We start from the raw sequence: 21,543 nt of genomic DNA, 5'->3' as shown, positions 1-21,543 counted from the left end.
GAAGGCTGCATGAGAGCGTTTCGAGATTTATAACATCAGTCAATTCGATGGGAATGCGGCACTTTTTACGCTTTTTCTCGATTATTGGTTGATTGATGATGCTCGCCATCAATCACCGGTCTCGCTTCGTGGCTGCGGCCGAAACGCCCCATGACGAACCTTTTGAGGAGAAGATCATGCTTGAACTCAGACCCTTCAGCTCGCTGGGCGGCGCCCATCACGGCTGGCTGGATGCCCATCACCATTTTTCGTTCGCCGAGTACTACGATCCGCAGCGCATGAGCTGGGGCAATCTGCGGGTATGGAACGATGACATCATCGCCCCGGGAACCGGCTTCCCCACTCACCCGCACCGGGACATGGAAATCATCACTTATGTGCGCGAAGGTGCGATCACCCACCAGGACAACCTGGGCAACAAGGGCCGCACTGAAGCCGGTGACGTTCAGGTAATGAGCGCCGGCACCGGCATCGCCCATAGCGAATACAACCTGGAAGCAACTGCCACCAAAATCTTCCAGATCTGGATTCTGCCGACCGAAACCGGTGCACCGCCTTCCTGGGGCGCCAAACCGTTCCCCAAAGGTGAGCGCGAAGGTTTCGTGACGCTCGCCAGCGGCAAGGACGGTGACGATGAAAGTCTGCGGATTCGCGCCAACGCACGTTTGGTGGCGGCCACTATCAAGGCCGGGGAAACCGCTGAATATCGACTCGACGAGGGGCGTCGCGCCTACCTTGTACCGGCCACCGGTGTGATTGAAGTCAACGGCTTGCGTGCACAAGCTCGAGACGGTGTGGCGGTGAGCCATGAATCGGTATTGAGCGTCACAGCGATTGAAGACTGTGAAATCGTGCTGGTGGATCTGGCCTGATCGGCTAAATGACGGGCAAAAAAAGGGCGACCTCTGAGGTCGCCCTTTTCTATTCAACACTGATCACTGTGTGGAAATTGCACCATCGACCAGCGTTTGCGCTTCGGCCACCAGTTGCTTGAGGTGGTCATTGCCAATGAAGCTTTCGGCGTAGATCTTGTAGATGTCTTCGGTACCCGACGGACGTGCAGCGAACCAGCCGTTCTCGGTCATGACTTTCAGACCGCCGATGGCCTGATCGTTGCCCGGGGCCTTGCTGAGAATGCTCTGAATCTTTTCGCCGGCCAGTTCGGTGGAAGTCACCTGCTCCGGCGACAACTTGCTCAGCAAGGCTTTCTGCTCCGGGTTGGCCTTGGCGTCTACACGCACCGAGAACGGTTCGCCCAGCTCATCGGTCAGCGCACGATAGGCCTGGCTTGGATCGCGGCCGGTACGGGCGGTCATTTCAGCCGCCAGAAGCGCCGGGATCAGACCATCCTTGTCGGTGCTCCAGACGCCACCGTCCTTACGCAGGAACGAGGCGCCGGCGCTTTCTTCACCGCCGAAACCCAGTGAGCCGTCGAACAGACCATCGGCAAACCACTTGAAGCCGACCGGCACTTCGTACAGGCGTCGGCCCAGGCGCTTGGCCACGCGATCGATCAGGCCACTGCTGACCACGGTTTTACCCACGGCAGCATCGGCGCGCCATTGCGGGCGGTTCTGGAACAGGTAGTCGATCGACACCGCCAGGTAATTGTTCGGCGCCAACAGACCGCCGGACGGCGTAACGATGCCGTGACGGTCGTGATCAGGATCGCAGGCGAACGCGACATCGAAGCGCTCCTTGAGACCGATCAGGCCCTGCATGGCGTGGCTCGACGATGGGTCCATGCGGATCTGGCCATCCCAGTCGACAGTCATGAAGCGGAACGTCGAATCGACTTCCTTGTTCACCACGTCGAGGTCAAGACGATAGTGCTCGGCGATGGCTGACCAGTAGCGCACCCCTGCTCCACCCAGAGGATCGACGCCCATACGCAGTTTGGCACCGCGGATGGCATCGAAATCGATGACATTGATCAGGTCGGCCACGTAGGTGTTGACGTAATCGTGACGATGCGTGGTCGGGGCTTTAAGCGCCTGCTCGTAGCCGATGCGTTTAACGCCTGCCAGCTTGTTGGCCAGCAGTTCGTTGGCCTTGGCTTCGATCCACTTGGTGATGTGGGTGTCGGCCGGACCGCCATTGGTTGGGTTGTATTTGTAGCCACCGCTTTGTGGCGGGTTGTGCGACGGCGTGATCACGATACCGTCAGCAAGGCCGGTGGTGCGGCCGCGGTTGTAGCAAAGAATGGCGTGGGACACGGCCGGCGTCGGGGTGTATTCGTCGCCTTCGGCGATCATCACGGTCACGCCGTTGGCTGCCAGCACTTCCAGGGCACTGGCTCCGGCCGGCGTAGACAGCGCGTGAGTATCGATGCCGACGAACAGCGGGCCGGTGATGCCCTGGGCTTCGCGATACAGACAGATCGCCTGGCTGATCGCCAGAACGTGCCACTCGTTGAAACTCAGGTCGAAGGAGCTGCCCCGATGCCCGGAAGTGCCAAATGCCACGCGCTGGGTGGAAATCGAAGCGTCAGGCTGCCCGGTGTAATACGCCGTTACCAGTCGCGGGATATCGACCAACAGTTCTGCCGGTGCCGGTTTGCCCGCAAAAGGACTGAGTGTCATGCAAAACCTCTGAAATAGAGTGGTTCAGGAAATTACAGCGGAGTTTACTGGCAGTTTGACCGTAGTGCGATGGTATCTATCCCGTGCATCCCCGATGTTTTTTAACAGCTCAGTCACCGGGGGCCAGCCGCAATGCATCGCCAAGCAGACCGACGACCCCGGCCAGCTCAGGCCCGCTGCTGCCGATTGCACTCAGGCGCATGTGCTGCCCATGCATGCCCTGGGTGCTGAACAGCTCCCCCGGCGCGATCAACACGTGTTGTTTGAGCAGGCGCTGAAACACCGCCCCCATCACCACCCGACGGGACGAGCGCACCCAGATCGTCGCCCCACCCTGCGGCTCGTCGATGTGCAATGCATCGCCCAGCCCGTCTCGCAGCAGCTCGATCAACTGCGTTCGGCGCTCCTTGAGCAGACGCTTGAGCACCGGCAAGTGTTGATCGACACGACCGCTTGCATACAGGCGGGCAATGGCTTTCTGGCGAATCGGCGAGAGACGGAACGAACGCAGCAGGAAGTGCCGTTGCAGATCGGCCCGCCACTGGCGAGCAAGTACAAAGCCGTAAGGGGCTTCGACACCGATCACCTTTTCAAAAGTCGAGAAAACCAGCAGGCGATCGGGGTCCAGCAGATCACGCAGAGGTCGCCGATCACTGTCATCTCTCAGTTCGCTGTAGCTGTCATTTTCCAGCACCCAGATGCCGTGGCGCGTGAGCAGGCTCGCAATAGCCTCGAGATTATCCTGAGGAGCCAGACTGCCGTGGGGCATGTTCAATTGCGACGACAGCAAGACCAGCCGTACTGGCTCGGTTTCCAGCAACAATGCCAATTGCTGTGGATCGAACACCCCGCCGGGCTGCACCGGCAGCTCGATGATCCGCACATCCGCAGACTGAAGCAGGCGCAATATCATCCAGTCACAGGGCGACTCCACCACCACGGTAGCGTGGCGCAGCTCAAGGACAGCGATCAGGATCTCGAGAACCCCTCTTGCATCGGCGCCAATATAGACATCTTCGGCATGCCAGCAATGGGTCGGTGAGGAGGTATAACGGGCGGCAAGCAACGTGCGCAGCTCCAGTTCGCCACAGGGCTGAACCACGGCCTGAGGTTGCCGGGGGTACTGGCGCATCAGCTCCCGCTCAAGCGTCAGCAGCGGACCATCCAGCGGTTGTACCGATGCCGGGTCATCTGCGCTCAGCACGCGCATCCCCGAACATCTGGCATTGACATAGACGGTTTCCAGCAGGTCGCTGCCCCGACCGGGCGGCATGACCGTACTGGCTGCTCTTGCGAAATAACCGGACTTGGCAACGGAGTAAACCCGACCTTCCTTTTCCAGCAAGGCATAGGCGTATTGAATGGTTGAAATCGAGACGCCCAGCCGTTCGGCCAATTGCCTCAGGGATGGCAAGCGAATCGCACCTTCGCCGCCAGGCTCTTCGATCAACTGGGTGAGGTATCGATAGACGGCCTGGTAGGCGAAGTCGGTTTCACGTGCGGCATTCATGAGCGGGCATCCGCCGGCATGTTTTCGCCTTCAGGCAATACACTCACGCTCAACCTTCCGCGGAGCGGTCGCCCACGGCAACCTCGACGTCGGAGAGCTCCGGAGCCCGCCTGACCTGCTCATCCATGGGAATGGAATCCATGGCATACAACCGGCTGATCAGGTGTACGGGCAACCCGCTGACTTCGGTCATCCATTGCAGAACCTGCTCCGGCGCATGCAGCCCTTGCATCGCCCGGTGCAGATCCGGCATGGCGATCAGCATGCCCGGATGGCAAGTGCGCAGAAAACGTTCAAGGCCGGCACCGCCTTCGATAAAAGGCGCAAACAACAGACAGACGAGTTGCGATTCACTGATTCCGACATTTCTGTGCAGTGCGGCCATCGCCACCGATCGGTGTTCGGTCAGATCAGACAGGTTGCCGAATGACGCCAGAAACCGCTCGCAAATCTGTTCGGGAACGTTCCTGCGGCGCATCGAAGCCAGACAACGCTGCACATACTCCGAGACGCCCGCCTCGTAGCTGCGCCCTTCGACATGACAGACTTGCAGGCCGTGCAGGTAGGCAGCGATTACGGGGTCTGTCGACTCGTCGGTGCCCGTTTCGATCTGCAGTTCATTGGCCTGAAAACCAAGAAAATCGCTGAGCAACGGCCACCGCTCGTCCATCTTGCCCACCACGATATCGTCGATGCCGATGTAACTGGTGCGCCGACAGGCTTCGAACTGGCCAAGCGGGCGCCAGGGCTGCAGGTCGGCTTCCGGGTAGAGTTCCCGATAGTAATCGCCGCCCATGCCATCGAGCAGGCTGAACAATTCATCGAAACCGTTGCCCCGCTTTGGCAGTGCACCGATGCCGGCTTTGCGAGCCGCCCGGTCGAGGCCATGCAGAAAAGCCTCCTGACTGCGTGCAGAGTCACTGCTGAGCAGTGCATCGACGCCGTTGTTCCATCGAGCGACCTGGCCGAAAAACTCGCCCGTTGCCAGGTAGTTGTCGTCCCATAGATAAAGCTCTTCATTCCAGCACCGACGATGGCCGACCATCAGCAAATTGATGCAGCTTGCCTCGCGCCCCACCTCCGAGACGGGTGCCTGGTGATTGAAGGGCAACACCTCTCGATGATCGACCATCAACAGTTCGACCCTTGGATCATCATAAAGAAACAGTGCACTGAAGCTGCGATGCATGTTGTGCAGTGCCGACGCGGGTACGGCACCTCCGCGCAACGTCGCAACCCGCAGCTGAAAGGTGCCCGGAGCGCGCCCGGCGATGCTCAATTGGGCAGCGCGCATAAGGGCCAGGCTGTAACAACAGTCTCGGGTTCCGGATTGAGTCACCAGCACCTTGAATTCGCCGATACGATCCATGCCCCCGGCCGCTACCGCCAGCCGCTGAATCAACAACTGCAATGCCGTGCGCTCGGCACGGGAAAAGAAACTCAGCAATCGCTGCAATACTTGCTGGTAGACATAATTCATTGCCTGATCATGGATCGTGCTCATCAGTACTTCACCCGATATCAAAGGTTTCATATTGCGCAGCCAAGAACATCGGACGCGCAATCATTCTTCATTAATTAATAGACGCTAAAATGCTAACACTTAAAGTTTTGTAGTTATTTGAAACAGTTGTACTTGAAATAATTCACGCCCGCGACACGAATGGCGCAACCCCCTGTCTTTACGGAGGTTTCCCTGGCTTCAAGTTTTCTTAGGAAAATTCTTACAATGACCTGCGCACGATGAGCACAGGAAAAAAAGAAGGGATTACATAGCCGCCCTACAGCAATTAAACAGAAACCGGAACATCGATCTTCAACAGCCGTTTGGTATTGCACAAAGCAAATAGAATGCACAGACATCGCTCATTCCTTGAGATGAAAGTAGTCATTCAATTATCAGGGTCTGGAGGGCGATTAGAAGATACAGATCACGAGTAAAAACCAGTTCAGTTGCTGAACGTCCCCAGGCATCGCGCCCAGGGTTTCTCATGGTCTGAAGGAAAGAGCGCACAAGAGTCCGTGGGCCACGGACTCTAAAGGTAAAGGTCAGGCAGGTTCGACTTGCAGCGCAACGCGCTCACGGCAAGGGCATTCATCCATGTAACGATGCGCTTCGACAAACTCGTTGAACGGGAAGACTCGCGTCTTGAGCGGCACCAGCACGCGATCGGCCGTCAACTGATTGATATCGCGCAGGGCACGTTGCAGCGCGACGTGATCCTGGACGATGCCCAGCTCCGGCTTCCCGGTGAAGTTGCCGATGCAATGCACGAAGAACTGGATGTTCTTCTGGAACGCTGCGCAGGCCGGGAATGGCGTCTGGTTGCCACCCTGCAGGCCATACAACACCAAGCTGCCACGAGGTGCCAGCACATCACCCAGCAGTGACATCTGTGGGCCGCCGAGACCGTCGAACACGACGTTGACGCCGCGGTTGTCGGTAATCTTGTTGACCCGCATCAACAGGTCTTCTTCTTCGGTGACGATCACTTTCTCGGCACCCAGAGACAGCAGGTATTCGCGCTCTTCTGCGGTTTTTGTAGCGGCAATCACTCGCACGCCCAGCGCCTTGCCCAACTGGACAAAGGACGGGCCGGCGCAATGACTGGCGTCAGTGACCAGGGCAAACTGTCCGGGTTTGACGCGTGCCAGATCGACGTAACCGAAGTACGCGATCAACAGCGGCGTGTAATGCACGCTGGCTTCGATCGGGTTCAGCACGTCCGGATAACGGGTCAGCGCGGTACGTGGCAGAACGATCAGTTCGCCGTAGACCGGATAGTCGTTGGGACTTTCCGCCGGGAAACTGGCTACCTTGTCACCGACGATGAGGTCTTCGACACCGTCGCCGATCGCCGTGACCACACCGGCCATCTCATGGCCCAGGCCGGACGGCAGGCGTGCCTGCGACGATGCCAGATTCTGACGCCAGAGTGTGTCGTACCAGCTGATGCCGATTGCCTCGACACGCACCTGCACTTCGCCAGGACCTGGCTGAGCGGCCGCATGCTCTTCGCATTTGAGCACCTCGGCCGGACCAAACTTGTGAAAACGGATCGTGCGGGACATCGCAAACCTCGTCAAAGTAACCTCTAATGCCCTGAACTCTATCTGGGCTTTCCAGCCAAGACCATCAGTGGCTATTAATAGTCGACATGCCTGTCATTGATTCCGCAGTATGGCCAGCATTGAGAAAATCCATGAAAAAACTGCCACTGCCTTCTCAGTAAAGCTGAATTACCCGGTGCAGACTACCAGCCTTTCCCCGTAAGATTCATGCCGGCCATTGTTCTCATATGGCTGCCCTCGTCAAGCTTGATGACTCTGCCAGGACTCCAGATGAATCGTAATGACCTGCGTCGTGTCGACCTGAACCTGTTGATCGTATTCGAAACACTGATGCACGAACGCAGCGTGACCCGCGCTGCGGAAAAACTGTTTCTCGGCCAGCCGGCGATCAGCGCGGCGCTCTCGCGCCTGCGTGGTCTGTTCGATGATCCGCTGTTTGTACGCACCGGGCGCAGCATGGAACCATCCGCTCGGGCGGTGGAAATCTTTGCCCTGCTCTCCCCGGCCCTGGATTCGATTTCGACTGCCGTGAGCCGCGCGGCCGAATTCGACCCGGCCACCAGCACGTCGGTTTTCCGCATCGGCCTGTCGGACGACGTCGAATTCGCGTTGCTGCCCATGCTGCTCAAGCGCCTGCGCGCCGAGGCGCCGGGCATCGTGCTGGTGGTGCGACGCGTCAACTACATCCTGATGCCTGGCCTGCTCGCCTCCGGCGAAATCTCCATCGGCGTCAGCTACACCACCGACCTTCCGGCCAACGCCAAACGCAAGGTCTTGCGCCGCAGCCAGCCAAAACTGCTGCGCGCCGACACCGTACCCGGGCCGCTGAGCCTGGACGACTACTGCGCCCGCCCCCATGCGCTGGTGTCGTTCGCCGGCGACCTCAGTGGCTTTATTGATGAGGAGTTGGAAAAACTCGGACGCAAACGCCACGTGGTACTGGCCGTACCGCAGTTCAATGGCTTGAGCACGTTGCTGGCCGGAACCGATATCGTCGCGACCGTGCCGGATTACACGGCTGATGCGCTGACGTCTGCGGGTGGCGTTCGGGCGGAAGATCCGCCGTTGCCGACGCGCACGTTCGAACTGCATATGGCCTGGCGCGGGTCGCAGGATAACGATCCGGGGGAGCGGTGGTTGAGGTCGCGGATTCAGATGTTTTTCGGTGATCCGGACAGTCTCTGAGAAACCTTTCCGAAACCGCTTTGTTGTCGTCAGCAAAGCGGTTCAAAAACTCAAACACAAGCCCCGGATCAAGCCACGCGATTGACCGACAGACAGTAGATCAACAGCGCCAGCGCCGCCAGCGTGCCACCCACGATCCCCACATAAGCAAAGCCGAGCTGGCTGCCCACCCAGCTCCCCATCAGGGCCCCGCCACCAATACCGATGTTGTAGATCCCTGAAAACAGCGCCATCGCCACATCGGTCGCGTCGGGCGCCAGCACCAGGACCCTGGACTGCAGCGCCAGGCCGAATCCCATGATTGCCATTCCCCAGAACACGCTCAGTGCGCACAGGTACGAAACGCTACCGCTCAAAGGCAACAGCAGCACCAGGCACAACGCAAGCAACGAAACGGCGACGATCAGAAAACGCGGCGGGCTGTAGCGGTGCAGCCAGCTGAACAGCAGGGACCCGAAAATACCCGCGCCGCCGAATAACAGCAGGATCAGCGTGACTGTCTCGCCACTCATGCCCGCCACGACCTGCACGAAAGGTTCGATGTAGCTGTAGGCGGTGAAATGCGCCGTCACGACCATGGCCGTCAGGACGTAGATCGCCATGAGCGCAGGTCGCTTCAATAAAATGGGCAGACTTTTGAGCGAGCCTGAGTTCTGGCTCGGCAGCAACGGCAAGACCCTGGCCAGCCAGAACACCAGCGTAGCGGCCAGCACTGCGATCACGATAAAAGTGGTTCGCCAGCCCATCGCCTCGCCCAATATCCGGCCAAGGGGAATGCCGAGCACCATCGCCAGTGAAGTGCCGGTTGCCAGCAGGCCCAACGCTTGAACCTGCTTGCCCGGCGGCGCCAGGCGCACAGCCAGTGAAGCGGTGATGGACCAGAACAGCGCATGCGACAACGCCACGCCAATCCGACTTACCAGCAGGACAGCGAAGCTGGTCGCCAGACTCGACAGGATGTGACTGAGGATGAATATCCCGAACAGTACGATCAACAGCTTGCGCCGCTCGACATTGCGCGTCAGCAGCATGATCGGCAGTGACGTCAGCGACACCACCCATGCATAAATGGTCAACATCAGGCCGACCTGAGCCGATGTCATGTCGAAACTGCTGCCAATCGAACTCAACAGACCGACAGGAACAAACTCGGTGGTGTTGAAGACGAACGCAGCCAGTGCCAGCGCAATGACCGCATACCAATTGCCGCTGGTGGTCGTCGTAGAATTGCTCATTTGAAAGTCGTGCCCATCTGTCGGTTTTGCGTACACCAATTGCCGGAAAGCCTCAGACGACAGGTGGTTCGATGGCGACTTTACTATAAAGAAACGGCGACTTGTCCGTTGGGGGCGAAACTCTTGGCGCGAGCGCCTCGCTGTTCTTTCTGCAATGCGCGTTATCGGTCGGAGCTGGTGATCCGGACGCCCCTCGCAAGCTCGTCATTTCGGTGCACATCGTGAGTGCTGGCAAAGTGCCTAATGACAAATTCGGCAATAAAGTTTAACGTGTCGCCGCCCCGATACATGGCAGTTCGGGTATACGCACTCAGTTAAGGAAAACGATGGCAATGGTCTATTGTCGTGCTTGCGCCAAGGAGCTTCACGAATCGGCGCTCACCTGCCCCCAATGCGGGGCTCCCCAGCAGGCCTCGGTGCCGCAAACTCAAGCCGAAGCTCCCTGGCTCGCCATCGTTTCATTGATCATCGGAATTATCAGCGCACTCACTTTGTTCGATGATTCCGAATGGGACAGAGACGCGATTGTCGGTGTGGGAGTTCTCAGCATTGCTGGTCTCCTTTGCGGCATCGTCTGCATCAACCAAAAACATCCAGGAAGAAACCTCGCGATTGCCGGCATTGTTTTGTCAGGCCTTACCGCGTTCGTTTTGTCCTGCCTATCGATTGAATAATTTTAGGGAAAAAAATATGAGCATGGTTTTCTGCCGCGGTTGCGCCAAGGAAATTAGCAGCCTGGCCGTGGCTTGCCCACAGTGCGGAGCGCCTCAGGCGACCCAACAGTCCTTTGCAAGCGGCCCCGCCATCACGACGGGCAACCCCTACATGGAAGCGTTGAAGAACTACGCCGAGTTCAAGGGGCGCGCCACCCGTCGCGAGTACTGGATGTTCATCCTGATCAACATGGGTATCTGCATTGTCATCGGTGTTCTCGATGCAATCCTCAATACCAAGGGCGTCCTTTACAACCTGTACAGCCTGGCGATGTTGCTGCCAAGCATCGCGGTCGGTGCACGCCGCATGCACGACACCGACCGCAGTGGCTGGTGGTTGCTGTTGCCGATCGTCAACCTGGTGTTTCTGGTGCAGGACAGCCAGCCAGGTCCGAACCGTTTCGGGCCGAACCGCAAAGGCATCAACTGAGTCACCCGCTACACGCTGATCGAGACGGCCTCCATGGCCGTCTCTTTGCATCTGCCGCAAAGAATGCCTGTCGATCTCATCCTTGCAGGTCGCGCAACACAGATTTGTCATCGGCCATATTGATAGCCCCCTAACGAAAGGTGCATGCTAGAGGGCTTCGCTCGGCCTTATATCATTCCGAATGATAGTTACCTTCGTGTCATTCGATTCGTTTGCTATCTACCTGCCGAGCATCATCCGCCCATCTTCAATACATTGGCGGATGCATCCATGGAACAATCACTCAAACATTTGCGCTTCCCGTTGGCTCTGTTGGCCGTGATGGTGATGAGCGCCTGCGGCAAGACTCCAGAAACCGCCGCCGCCATGCCTGCTGCCAAAGTCAGCGTGGCCAAGGTGCTGGAACAACCCGTCAACGAGTGGGACGAATTCACCGGGCGCCTCGAGGCGCCGGAAACCGTTGAAATCCGTCCACGGGTCTCCGGCCAGATCGACGAAGTCGCCTTCACCGAAGGTGCACTGGTGAAGAAAGGCGACCTGTTGTTCCAGATCGACCCGCGTCCGTTCCAGGCTGAGGTTCGCCGTCTTGAAGCGCTGGTCGCCCAGGCCCGCGCCAACGCCACCCGCAGTGAAAACGAAGCTGGCCGTGGCGAACGCCTGCGTGCCAGCAACGCGATTTCCGCCGAACTGGCCGACTCGCGCACCAGCGCTGCACAAGAAGCACGTGCCGCTGTCGGCGCCCTTCAAGCGCAACTGGATCTGGCCAAACTGAACCTGAGCTTCACCCGTGTAACCGCACCGATCAGTGGCCGTGTCAGCCGTGCCGAGATCACCGCCGGTAACCTGGTGACCGCCGACACCACCCCGCTGACCAGCGTGGTTTCCACTGACAAGGTCTACGCCTACTTCGACGCCGACGAGCGTGTGTTCCTCAAATACACCCAACTCGCCCGTCAGGGTCAGCGCGGTGCAACCACCCCGGTGTACATGGGCCTGTCCAACGAAGACGGCAACCCGCACCTGGGCCAGATGAACTTCGTCGACAACCAGGTCAACCCGAAAACCGGCACCATCCGTGGTCGCGCCGTCTTCGACAACAGCGACGGCACCTATACCCCGGGCCTGTATGCGCGTCTGAAACTGGTCGGCAGCGGCACCTACAACGCCATGCTGATCAACGACGAAGCGGTCGGTACCGACCTCGGCAAGAAGTTTGTGCTGGTGATGGATGGCGACAACAAGACCGCCTACCGCGCCGTCGAACTCGGTCCGAAGATCGAAGGCCTGCGTATCGTGCGCAGCGGCCTGAACAAGGACGACACGATCATCGTCAAGGGTCTGCAACGGGTTCGCCCAGGCTCCCCGGTTTCGCCTGAAGTGATTCCGATGGCCAGCGAGCAAACCATTGCCGCTCTCGCTCAACAACGACAAGCGCTGGAAGCCAGCAACCTGCCCAAAGTCGCACCAGCCAAAGGCGCGCCGGGTTCGGTTGTGAAACTGGCTGCTGCGACCCCACGCGGTTAAGGGACGACAACTCCGATGAATTTTTCCCAATTCTTCATTTCACGGCCGATCTTCGCAGCGGTGCTGTCGCTGTTGATCCTGATTGCCGGTGCGATTTCGCTGTTCCAGTTGCCGATCAGCGAATACCCGGAAGTCGTGCCGCCCACCGTGGTGGTACGTGCCAACTTCCCGGGCGCCAACCCAAAAGTCATCGGTGAAACCGTGGCGGCTCCGCTGGAGCAGGCCATCACCGGGGTCGAGAACATGCTGTACATGTCCTCGCAATCCACCGCTGACGGCAAGATCACCCTGACCATCACCTTCGCCCTGGGTACCGACCTGGACAACGCGCAGGTGCAGGTGCAGAACCGCGTGACCCGGACCGAACCGAAGCTTCCGGAAGAAGTGACGCGCATCGGTATCACCGTCGACAAGGCCTCGCCCGACCTGACCATGGTTGTGCACTTGACCTCGCCGGACAAACGCTACGACATGCTGTACCTGTCCAACTACGCGATCCTCAATATCAAGGATGAGCTCGCTCGCCTCGGTGGAGTCGGTGACGTGCAGCTGTTCGGTATGGGCGACTACTCGCTGCGTGTATGGCTGGATCCGAACAAGACCGCCTCGCGCAATCTGACTGCCACTGATGTAGTGACCGCCATTCGTGAGCAGAACCGTCAGGTGGCCGCCGGCCAACTGGGCGCCCCTCCTGCGCCAACTGCGCAAAGCTTCCAGCTGTCGGTCAACACTCAGGGCCGTCTGGTCTCCGAGGAAGAGTTCGAGAACATCATCATTCGCGCAGGCGACAACGGTGAAATCACTCGCCTGAAGGATATCGCCCGCGTCGAACTGGGTTCCAGCCAGTACGCCCTGCGCTCGTTGCTGAACAACCAGCCAGCCGTAGCGATCCCGATCTTCCAGCGCCCGGGGTCCAACGCCATCGAAATCTCGAACGAAGTTCGCGGCAAGATGGAAGAACTGAAGAAAAGCTTCCCGCAAGGCATGGACTACAGCATCGTCTATGACCCGACGATCTTCGTGCGCGGCTCCATCGAGGCGGTGGTTCACACCCTCTTCGAAGCACTGATCCTCGTGGTTCTGGTGGTGATCCTGTTCCTGCAGACCTGGCGCGCCTCGATCATTCCGTTGGTGGCGGTGCCGGTATCGTTGATCGGTACGTTTGCGGTGATGCACCTGTTCGGCTTCTCGCTCAACGCACTGTCGCTGTTCGGCCTGGTACTGGCGATCGGTATCGTGGTGGACGACGCCATCGTGGTGGTGGAGAACGTCGAGCGGAACATTGAACTGGGGCTCAACCCCTTCGATGCAACCAAAAAGGCCATGGGTGAAGTAACGGGCCCGATCATTGCCACGGCGCTGGTACTGTGTGCGGTGTTCGTACCGGCGGCATTCATCTCGGGTCTGACCGGCCAGTTCTACAAGCAGTTCGCGTTGACCATTGCGATCTCGACCGTGATCTCGGCCTTCAACTCGCTGACCCTGTCGCCAGCGCTGGCCGCTGTGTTGCTCAAAGGTCACGACGCGCCGAAAGACCGCTTCTCGCGAGTGCTGGACAAGATTTTCGGTGGCTGGCTGTTCCGTCCATTCAACCGTTTCTTCGACCGTGCCAGTCATGGCTACGTCGGAACCGTGCGCCGGGTTATCCGTGGCAGCGGCATCGCCCTCTTCCTGTACGCAGGCCTGATGGTGCTGACCTTCTTCGGGTTCTCCAGCACCCCAACCGGCTTCGTACCCGGCCAGGACAAGCAATACCTGGTGGCCTTCGCACAACTGCCGGACGCCGCGAGCCTGGACCGCACCGAAGACGTGATCAAACGCATGTCCGACCTGGCACTGAAACAGCCGGGCGTGGAAAGCGCCGTAGCGTTCCCGGGCCTGTCGATCAACGGCTTCACCAACAGCCCGAACGCCGGCATCGTGTTCGTGACCCTCAAACCGTTCGACGAGCGTAAAGACCCGAGCATGTCCGCCGGTGCGATTGCCGGTGCCTTGAACGGCCAGTACGCCGGGATCCAGGAAGCCTACATGGCGATCTTCCCGCCGCCACCAGTACAAGGTCTGGGCACCATCGGTGGTTTCCGCCTGCAAATCGAAGACCGGGGCAACCTGGGCTACGAAGAGCTGTACAAGGAAACCATGAACATCATTGCCAAGAGCCATAACGTTCCGGAACTGGCCAACCTGTTCACCAGCTACACCGTGAACGTGCCGCAGGTCGATGCTGCCATCGACCGCGAAAAAGCCAAGACCCACGGCGTGGCCGTCAGCGACATCTTCGACACCCTGCAGATCTACCTGGGTTCGCTGTATGCCAACGACTTCAACCGCTTCGGGCGTACCTATCAGGTCAACGTTCAGGCCGAACAGCAGTTCCGCCTCGAATCCGACCAGATCGGCCAGCTGAAAGTACGCAATAACAAAGGCGAAATGATCCCGCTGGCGACCTTCATCAAGGTCAGCGACACCTCGGGCCCGGATCGCGTGATGCACTACAACGGCTTCATCACCGCTGAAATCAACGGTGCCGCAGCACCCGGCTACAGCTCCGGCCAGGCCGAAAAAGCCATCGAGAAATTGCTCAAGGATGAACTTCCGAACGGCATGACGTACGAGTGGACCGATCTGACCTACCAGCAGATTCTGTCCGGCAACACTGCGTTGTTCGTGTTCCCGCTCTGTGTACTGCTGGCGTTCCTGGTGCTCGCCGCTCAATACGAAAGCTGGAGCCTGCCACTGGCGGTGATCCTGATCGTGCCGATGACCCTGCTGTCGGCCATCACGGGGGTGATCATTTCTGGCGGTGACAACAACATCTTCACCCAGATCGGTTTGATCGTATTGGTGGGTCTGGCCTGTAAGAACGCGATTCTGATCGTCGAATTCGCCAAGGACAAACAGCAGGAAGGTCTCGACCCGCTGGCCGCTGTACTGGAAGCCTGCCGTCTGCGTCTGCGGCCGATCCTGATGACCTCGTTCGCGTTCATCATGGGTGTGGTGCCACTGGTGTTCTCCAGCGGTGCCGGTGCCGAGATGCGTCACGCCATGGGTGTGGCGGTGTTCTCCGGGATGCTCGGGGTGACCTTCTTCGGTCTGCTGCTGACGCCGGTGTTCTATGTACTGATCCGCAACTTCGTGGAGCGCGGTGAAGCCCGCAAAGCGGCCAAGGCGCAGAATCTTCAAAAGCCACTGGAGGCGCACCAATGAGTCTGAAAGTCTTCCTGCCGAGCCTGCTGGTGCTGGCCCTGAGTGCCTGCGCAGTCGGCCCCGACTACAAGACCCCAGCCACGGAGGCGGCCAACATCACGGCCGCCACCGACGGCGCCGCCGGCCAGAAGAACTTTGACCGTTCGAAGTTCGAAGGCATCTGGTGGCAGCAGTTCGACGATCCGACCCTCAACCAGTTGGTGACTCAATCGCTGCAAGGCAACCGTCAATTGCGCGTGGCGTTCGCCCGCTGGAAAGCCGCCCGGGCGATCCGTGACGACGTCAGCAATGACGCGATGCCGACCATCACCAGCCGCGCCAGCAGCGATCTGGCCAAGGGGCAGATTCCCGGCCAGACCACCAAGCGGGTCAACAGCGAACGCTACGACCTGGGTCTGGACATGGCCTGGGAGGTCGATCTGTTTGGCCGCATCCAGCGCAACCTGGAAGCCAGTGAAGCCGATCAGCAGGCTGCCGAAGCGGATCTGTACCAACTGCAAGTCACCATGATTGCCGAACTGGTGGACGCTTACGGTCAACTGCGCGGTGCACAACTGCGAGAAAAGATCGCCGTGGCCAACCTGGAAAACCAGCAGGAGTCGCGCAAGATCACCATCAGCCTGCGTGACGCCGGCGTGGGCGATCAGCTTGATGTCGAGCGTGCCGATGCCCGTCTGGCCTCGGTCGAAGCCAGCGTGCCGCAATTGCAGGCGGAGCAGGTTCGGCAGAAGAACCGCATCGCCACCCTGCTGGGTGAACGTCCGGACAAGCTGACCGTCGACCTGAGCCCGAAAGACTTGCCAGCCATCGCCAAGGCATTGCCGATCGGTGATCCGGGCGAGCTGCTGCAACGTCGTCCGGACATCCTCAGCGCCGAACGCAAACTGGCTTCGGCCACGGCACGTATCGGTGTGGCCAAGGCCGACCTGTTTCCTCGTGTCAGCCTCAGCGGTTTCCTGGGTTGGACCGCCGGGCGTGGCTCGCAGATCGGTTCCTCGGCGGCCAACGCCTGGGCACTGGGCCCGAGCATCACTTGGGCAGCGTTCGACCTTGGCAGCGTGCGGGCCCGCCTGCGCGGCGCCGATGCCGATGCCGAAGGCGCACTGGCGACCTACGAGCAACAAGTGCTGCTGGCCCTGGAAGAGTCGGAGAATGCCTTCAGCGATTACGGCAAACGTCAGCAACGCCTGATCTCGCTGATCCGCCAGAGCGAATCAAGTCGCAAGGCTGCCGATCTGGCTGAAATCCGCTATCGCGAAGGCACCACGGATTTCCTCGTGCTGCTCGACGCCCAGCGTGAGCGCCTGAACGCCGAAGACAGCCAGGCCCAGGCCGAAGTCGATCTGTACCGCGGCATCGTCGCGATCTACAAGGCCCTCGGTGGCGGCTGGCAACCGGAAACGGTCGCCAGCAAGTAACAGGTTTTTAAAGAGCTCCTTTGGTTGGCCGCAACCAACCAATTTTTTGCCCCGCGTATCATTCGGTCGCGGGGCTTTTTTGTACCCGTCTTTCGTGGTTTTCCAGAACGGTGACGGTGGCTGTAGTGCCTGCCCTGAGCCGGTCCTTGCCCGCATAGTCGGAGTCGATGCCGATGCGCACCGGTACCCGTTGTGCCAGTTTCACCCAGGTGTAGCTGGGGTTGATGTTGGCCAGCAATCGACTGCCCGGCGCGTTCTCCCGGTCGGCGATGGCGAATGCGATGCTTTGTACGGTGCCGCCGAATTTCTCTCCACTCATCAATTCGATCCGAACCCTGTCACCCTCCTCGATCCGTGGCAATTTGGTCTCTTCGAAGTAACCACTGACGTAGAACGAGTCGCTGTCCACCAGTGCCAGCAATGCGCCGCCGGCCACCGCGTAGTCGCCCTGCCGGGTCAACAGGTTGGTGACGTAGCCGCTGACCGGCGATTCGACACGGGTACGCTGCAAATCCAGTTCCGCCTGGGTCAGTGCCGCAATCGCCAATTGCACGTTGGCCTCAGCCAATCCCAGATTGGCCTGGTTACGCAGCAGGTCAGCCTGGGCCACAGCCACATCGGTGCTGGACTTTTCCCACTCTTCACCGGAAATCGCAAAGCCCTGTTTGAGTGTGCGTCTGCGTCGTTCCTCACTCTCGCGCTGTTTGAGCAAGGCCTCGCTGGCCACGATGGACGCCCGGGACTGACCCAGGGTGGCCTTGGCCACCTCGACCGAACGCCTGGCATGTTCAACCGCCAGACTGTAGCGGGCCGGATCGATCTCGAGCAGCAGTTGCCCCTTTTCAACGTGCTGGTTGTCCTGCACCGCCAGACTGACGATGCGACCCGAAACATCCGCCGACAGTGTCACCACATCTGCCCTCACCCGCGCATCCCGCGTCCAGGGAGCCCGGGTGTAATGCTCCCAGGCGAACCAGCCGAGCACGATGGCCAGCAGCACCACTGCCAATGTAGTCAATCGGGTGAGCAACGTCTTCAAGGCATCAGGCTCCCATCAGCAGAATCAAAGTGGCACAAACGCAGGCGTACAGCGCGCCTTCGAACAACGCTTCGTGCCAGACCAGACGCAGCACGCCGAGGCGACGCAATACCCAGTCCAGCAATAGAAAGACCGGTACGGCGAGGATCAGCGCTTGGGCGATTGGTGGCAGGTAAACCCCACCGATCTCGAAATCAATGGGCAAGGCTCGGTTCTCCTTCAGGGGCGTTGTGTTGCAGATACTCGCCATGGCGCTCAAGAAACGACACGACGATCAGCAACGCCACCCGCATGCGGAACACAGACCACAGATGTTCATGGGTCGCGGCATGCAGATCATCCAGTTCGTCGCCCAGTGCATGCAGCGTCGTCAACAAGGGTTTCAGGTCCGTGTCCGCCCGACCGGCGACGAACCGCCCGGTCTGGCGCAAGGCTGCCGTCAGTCGTTGACCGAAGGCCTCCGAAAGCAAAGCGTTGTTCTGCATCTGCTGCCTCAGTTGGTGAATCGCAACGCCGAGTGCCACGCAGGCGAGGCTGATTTCATAACGTCTCTGCATGTCCGGATCATTGGCTGCGGGTAATAGCCCCAACATGGTCGTCAGACGATCGACCATACGGCTTTCAAAAGCGAACTGCTGCTCGTCGGTGACGGGCGATTGGGTGAATTGATACACCTGTTCCCGTGCTTCGTTGTAGAAGCGACGGATTCGAAGCACCGGGCGGAACGGAAAGATCCACGCATAGACGATCAGGGCCAGCATCGCCGCACTGACGTAAGCGCCAGCAAACTCGAACCATTGAATGGCGGTGTTCTGACCGGTACCAACGTTCTGCGGCCCGAGCATCAGGAAACTCGACAAACCCAGCCCCATTCCGATACCTGCGGTGGCCGGACTGGCCAGCCCGACCGCAATCACATACAGCAGCGGCGCAAGCAGCAAGGCCAGCCATTCAAAGTCGCTGACCGCCGGCACCAGCATGAACTGGTACAGCGCCGAAACCACCAATGCCAGACCCAGTCCGCGGGCGTAACTCTGCGCGGCTATCAAGGGGCGCGGGAACGTCGCCATCAGCGAACACAGAATCCCGACCAGAATCATTCCGCCACGTGCGCCATCCCAGGCTGTTTCGATCCAGATCAACCCGGCAATCAACAAGGCGCTGAAGGCACGAATGGCATTCATGGTTGCCAGAGTGAAATCCAGATGCAACGGGCTGGCTTGGCCACGAAACATGCAACTGGCCTCCCGCCCCTCCTGTATGGCTTCGCTCAGTTCGAGAATCTGCTCGATCTGCTGCAACAGCCGCGCCTGCTCCCAACGCAATGCCCAGGCCAGCGAGCGCAGGGTCGCACTCATTTCTTCCGTCTGCTGTTCGGCCCTGTAGGCCAGTTCCTCGAACTGCTGCTGCAGAATAACCAACCGATGTCTTGTTTCTTCCGGCAATGAACGCCCGTATCGGGCCAGTTCATCGAGAAACGCCAGCTCATCGGCGCGCAATCGCTGAACCTCCAACGGCAAGTCGCCCTCCCATCGCTCGGTGAGCAACTGGCGTTGATGACGCAGGGCGGTCAGACGTGAGGTCAGCAACATCAGTTGATTGCCCAGCAGCAGCACCAGATTGTTGGCGCTGCGCAAGCGTGGGGCATCGAAATACAGGTGTCGCCGCAGGCCCTCCAGTGCGCTGATTTCTCCGAGCAACTGCATTTGCCGGCGCTGGAATTCGGCTTCGCTTTCTTCAGTGCGGATCACCGCAGCGGCATGTGTAGCGACCAGTTTGATCACCTGATCGACTTTCGCGAAGTAGTTGCGCGAAACCGCCTCCGGACGGGCCGTCAGCAAGCTGACGATACACACGCAGGCCACGGCCAGCAGCGTTTCGGTCACCCTCGTGACCGCCAGCAGGAATGTACCGTCCTGATCCGGGATCGCCAGCAGCGCCACCACCACGGCGGTATAGCCACTCAGCACAAAAGCCTGTGAACTGGTGTAACGCAACAGCGTGCCGCCGGCCGTGCACAGGGCCAGCCACAACGCGAGGGTTGTAATGAACGGCAACGGCGCCTGGGGAAAGATCGCCATGATCAATACCGCCACCGCCGCGCCGAGGGTGGTGCCGATGACTTGCCCGAAACTGCGGGCCAATGCCATCCCGGCCAGCGGCTGGCTGATGATGACTACAGCCATGATCGACCACTTGGGCTGATCCAGATCGAACAGAAACGCCAGGTACAGGGTCAGCAACCCCGCCGCAATGGTGCGCAGGGCGAACAGCAACACCGTCAGACCAGGATGGATCACTGCCTTGAAGTAACCGAACAGGGCTTGCATGGACACGCTCATCGAAGGAACTTCATCAATCGTAGTCAATGCTTCGAGAGCTGGATGATTTCCGCAGCCGACAGATCTTGTAGGCCGATTCAACATCCATGGTGGGCCATATCAGGCTCAGTGTTTGACTCACGGCGTCGGCTGACCGAAGCTTGCCCCCTCTGCGTCAATAGAAAGTTTCGGATACCTGCATGCCTCAGTCCCGCCGCTACTTGCTCATCAGCCTTGGCCTCGTGGTCATCCTCGTGGTTGCGTGGCTGTCCCTGCGCAACACCGCTCCGGTGGTGCCGGAGGCGATCAGGCACGGTTACAGCGAAGCGCTTTCCGCCGCCCGTGCCGGGCAACCGGGCGCCGCACGCCTGCTGTATCAGCAACTGGGACGCCCCGACCTGTCGGTCAGGCGCCGCGTCTGGCTGCATGCCGAACTGCCCAACTACCCAAGCCCTCAAGCCTTGAAGCTGGCAGATGCCGATCTGCAGAACACGTCGCCCGAAGTGCGCATGGCAGCGATCAGGAGTGTGACCGGCCTGGTACCGGGTGGGCAACGCAGCCTTCTGCTGGGCCCGTTGCTCGACGATGAAGATCAAACCGTACGATTTGCCGCGATCAACGCCTTGCTCGGCTTGTCGCCGGATCAACTGGGCCTGTATTTCGCGCCGTTGCAGCAAGGTATCGACAGTTGGGAACTGGCCCTGCAAAGCCAGCCGGAAAGCGCCGACAACTTCGTTCAGCTGGCGCGCCTGCACCTGCACAATGCCGAGCTCAAACAGGCGCAGGAAGATCTCGATCAGACCCTGCGCCTGGACCCCGGCAACCTGCCGGCGCTGGTGATGCAGATTGAAGTGCTCGACCGCCAGGGCCAGAGCGATGCCGCCCGCCAGCTATTGGCCAGACAGCTGAAGGCCCAGCCTGACTCCGCCTATCTGCAACATGCATTGGGTCTGTGGCTGCTGCATCACGATCAACGCGAGTTTGCGCTGCTCGGTCTGTCCAAGGCGGTGGAGCTGGAGCCCGATAACAAGGACTATCGCTACGACCTCGCCACCACACTGCACACCGCCGAGGAACTTGAAGCGGCGCAGAAACAATTGCAGGAAATCGTTCAGCGCCACCCCGCCAATCGCAAGGCCCGGGTGCTGCTGATCAATTACTGGAAGGAAAGCGGTCAGTTGCAGAACGTGCAGATTCTGCTGGCCCAGCTCGAACAGATGAACCCGGACGACCCGGCCTTGCAGCAGGGTCTTTGAACGCCTCCAGAAGGTTGCCGGCAAGAAATTCGGAACCGCCATCCCGGCCCG

General features: G+C 59.6%; 16 protein-coding genes. 8 read left to right on the top strand and 8 right to left on the bottom strand.

The window, feature by feature from the left end; translation table 11 throughout:
* Nucleotides 1-176: 176 nt before the first annotated feature.
* Complete coding sequence (locus ACSPX5_RS09165; protein WP_169430368.1) at nt 177-872, top strand: pirin family protein; 696 nt, start codon at nt 177-179, stop codon at nt 870-872.
* Nucleotides 873-935: 63 nt separating this feature from the next.
* Here the strand turns inward: ACSPX5_RS09165 and pgm are convergent, their stop codons facing one another.
* From pgm to ACSPX5_RS09145, 4 genes are all read right to left on the bottom strand, one after another.
* Complete coding sequence (pgm, locus tag ACSPX5_RS09160; protein ID WP_207864319.1) at nt 936-2,582, bottom strand: phosphoglucomutase (alpha-D-glucose-1,6-bisphosphate-dependent); 1,647 nt, start codon at nt 2,580-2,582, stop codon at nt 936-938.
* A 109-nt stretch (nt 2,583-2,691) separates the two neighbouring features.
* A complete protein-coding gene (locus ACSPX5_RS09155) occupies nt 2,692-4,092 on the bottom strand; it encodes a PLP-dependent aminotransferase family protein (RefSeq protein ID WP_169430366.1) in 1,401 nt (466 codons plus the stop codon).
* Between the two features lie 49 nt (nt 4,093-4,141).
* On the bottom strand, nt 4,142-5,596 hold the full coding sequence (locus tag ACSPX5_RS09150) for a hypothetical protein (protein ID WP_169430365.1): 1,455 nt from the start codon (nt 5,594-5,596) through the stop codon (nt 4,142-4,144).
* Nucleotides 5,597-6,141: 545 nt separating this feature from the next.
* Nucleotides 6,142-7,164 carry a zinc-dependent alcohol dehydrogenase family protein gene (locus tag ACSPX5_RS09145; protein ID WP_207864321.1) on the bottom strand — a complete coding sequence of 341 codons (1,023 nt, stop codon included), beginning with the start codon at nt 7,162-7,164 and terminating at the stop codon, nt 6,142-6,144.
* 270 nt (nt 7,165-7,434) lie between these two features.
* Between ACSPX5_RS09145 and ACSPX5_RS09140 the strand changes: the two genes are divergently transcribed.
* Entirely contained in the window at nt 7,435-8,349 is a 915-nt protein-coding gene (locus ACSPX5_RS09140; RefSeq protein ID WP_085709803.1) for a LysR family transcriptional regulator, read from the top strand.
* Between the two features lie 68 nt (nt 8,350-8,417).
* Here the strand turns inward: ACSPX5_RS09140 and ACSPX5_RS09135 are convergent, their stop codons facing one another.
* On the bottom strand, nt 8,418-9,584 hold the full coding sequence (locus ACSPX5_RS09135; RefSeq protein ID WP_207864323.1) for a sugar transporter: 1,167 nt from the start codon (nt 9,582-9,584) through the stop codon (nt 8,418-8,420).
* A 326-nt stretch (nt 9,585-9,910) separates the two neighbouring features.
* On the opposite strand from ACSPX5_RS09135, the gene ACSPX5_RS09130 reads away from it, so the two are divergent.
* From ACSPX5_RS09130 to ACSPX5_RS09110, 5 genes are all read left to right on the top strand, one after another.
* Complete coding sequence (locus tag ACSPX5_RS09130) at nt 9,911-10,258, top strand: DUF4190 domain-containing protein (RefSeq protein ID WP_439821499.1); 348 nt, start codon at nt 9,911-9,913, stop codon at nt 10,256-10,258.
* Nucleotides 10,259-10,274: 16 nt separating this feature from the next.
* On the top strand, nt 10,275-10,727 hold the full coding sequence (locus ACSPX5_RS09125) for a DUF805 domain-containing protein (protein ID WP_169430361.1): 453 nt from the start codon (nt 10,275-10,277) through the stop codon (nt 10,725-10,727).
* 270 nt (nt 10,728-10,997) lie between these two features.
* Nucleotides 10,998-12,251 (top strand): multidrug efflux RND transporter periplasmic adaptor subunit MexE, encoded by a 1,254-nt coding sequence (gene mexE / locus ACSPX5_RS09120; RefSeq protein WP_207864325.1) that lies wholly within the window; start codon nt 10,998-11,000, stop codon nt 12,249-12,251.
* A 15-nt stretch (nt 12,252-12,266) separates the two neighbouring features.
* Nucleotides 12,267-15,458 carry an efflux RND transporter permease subunit gene (locus ACSPX5_RS09115; RefSeq protein WP_207864327.1) on the top strand — a complete coding sequence of 1,064 codons (3,192 nt, stop codon included), beginning with the start codon at nt 12,267-12,269 and terminating at the stop codon, nt 15,456-15,458.
* The gene (locus ACSPX5_RS09110; RefSeq protein WP_169430358.1) at nt 15,455-16,876 is read left to right on the top strand and encodes an efflux transporter outer membrane subunit; all 1,422 of its coding nucleotides are present in this window, start codon (nt 15,455-15,457) and stop codon (nt 16,874-16,876) included. Before ACSPX5_RS09115 ends, ACSPX5_RS09110 begins: the two co-directional genes overlap by 4 nt.
* Nucleotides 16,877-16,934: 58 nt before the next feature.
* Here the strand turns inward: ACSPX5_RS09110 and ACSPX5_RS09105 are convergent, their stop codons facing one another.
* The 3 genes from ACSPX5_RS09105 to ACSPX5_RS09095 are packed head-to-tail and all read right to left on the bottom strand — an operon-like array spanning nt 16,935 to nt 20,245.
* A complete protein-coding gene (locus ACSPX5_RS09105) occupies nt 16,935-17,915 on the bottom strand; it encodes a biotin/lipoyl-binding protein (RefSeq protein ID WP_169430357.1) in 981 nt (326 codons plus the stop codon).
* Between the two features lie 4 nt (nt 17,916-17,919).
* A complete protein-coding gene (locus ACSPX5_RS09100; RefSeq protein WP_207864329.1) occupies nt 17,920-18,120 on the bottom strand; it encodes a DUF1656 domain-containing protein in 201 nt (66 codons plus the stop codon).
* Nucleotides 18,110-20,245, bottom strand: a complete 2,136-nt coding sequence (locus ACSPX5_RS09095; RefSeq protein WP_439821498.1) for an FUSC family protein — start codon at nt 20,243-20,245, stop codon at nt 18,110-18,112. The genes ACSPX5_RS09100 and ACSPX5_RS09095 overlap by 11 nt, the downstream gene beginning before the upstream one ends.
* A gap of 191 nt (nt 20,246-20,436) precedes the next feature.
* Between ACSPX5_RS09095 and ACSPX5_RS09090 the strand changes: the two genes are divergently transcribed.
* Nucleotides 20,437-21,492 (top strand): tetratricopeptide repeat protein, encoded by a 1,056-nt coding sequence (locus tag ACSPX5_RS09090; RefSeq protein ID WP_439821497.1) that lies wholly within the window; start codon nt 20,437-20,439, stop codon nt 21,490-21,492.
* Nucleotides 21,493-21,543: the final 51 nt, after the last annotated feature.

Source organism: Pseudomonas sp. HLG18 (assembly GCF_051903985.1).
GTDB classification, from domain to species: domain Bacteria; phylum Pseudomonadota; class Gammaproteobacteria; order Pseudomonadales; family Pseudomonadaceae; genus Aquipseudomonas; species Aquipseudomonas fluorescens_BT.
Note: the sequence above shows the minus strand (reverse complement) of the source record. Positions and strands in the feature narration are given on the sequence as shown.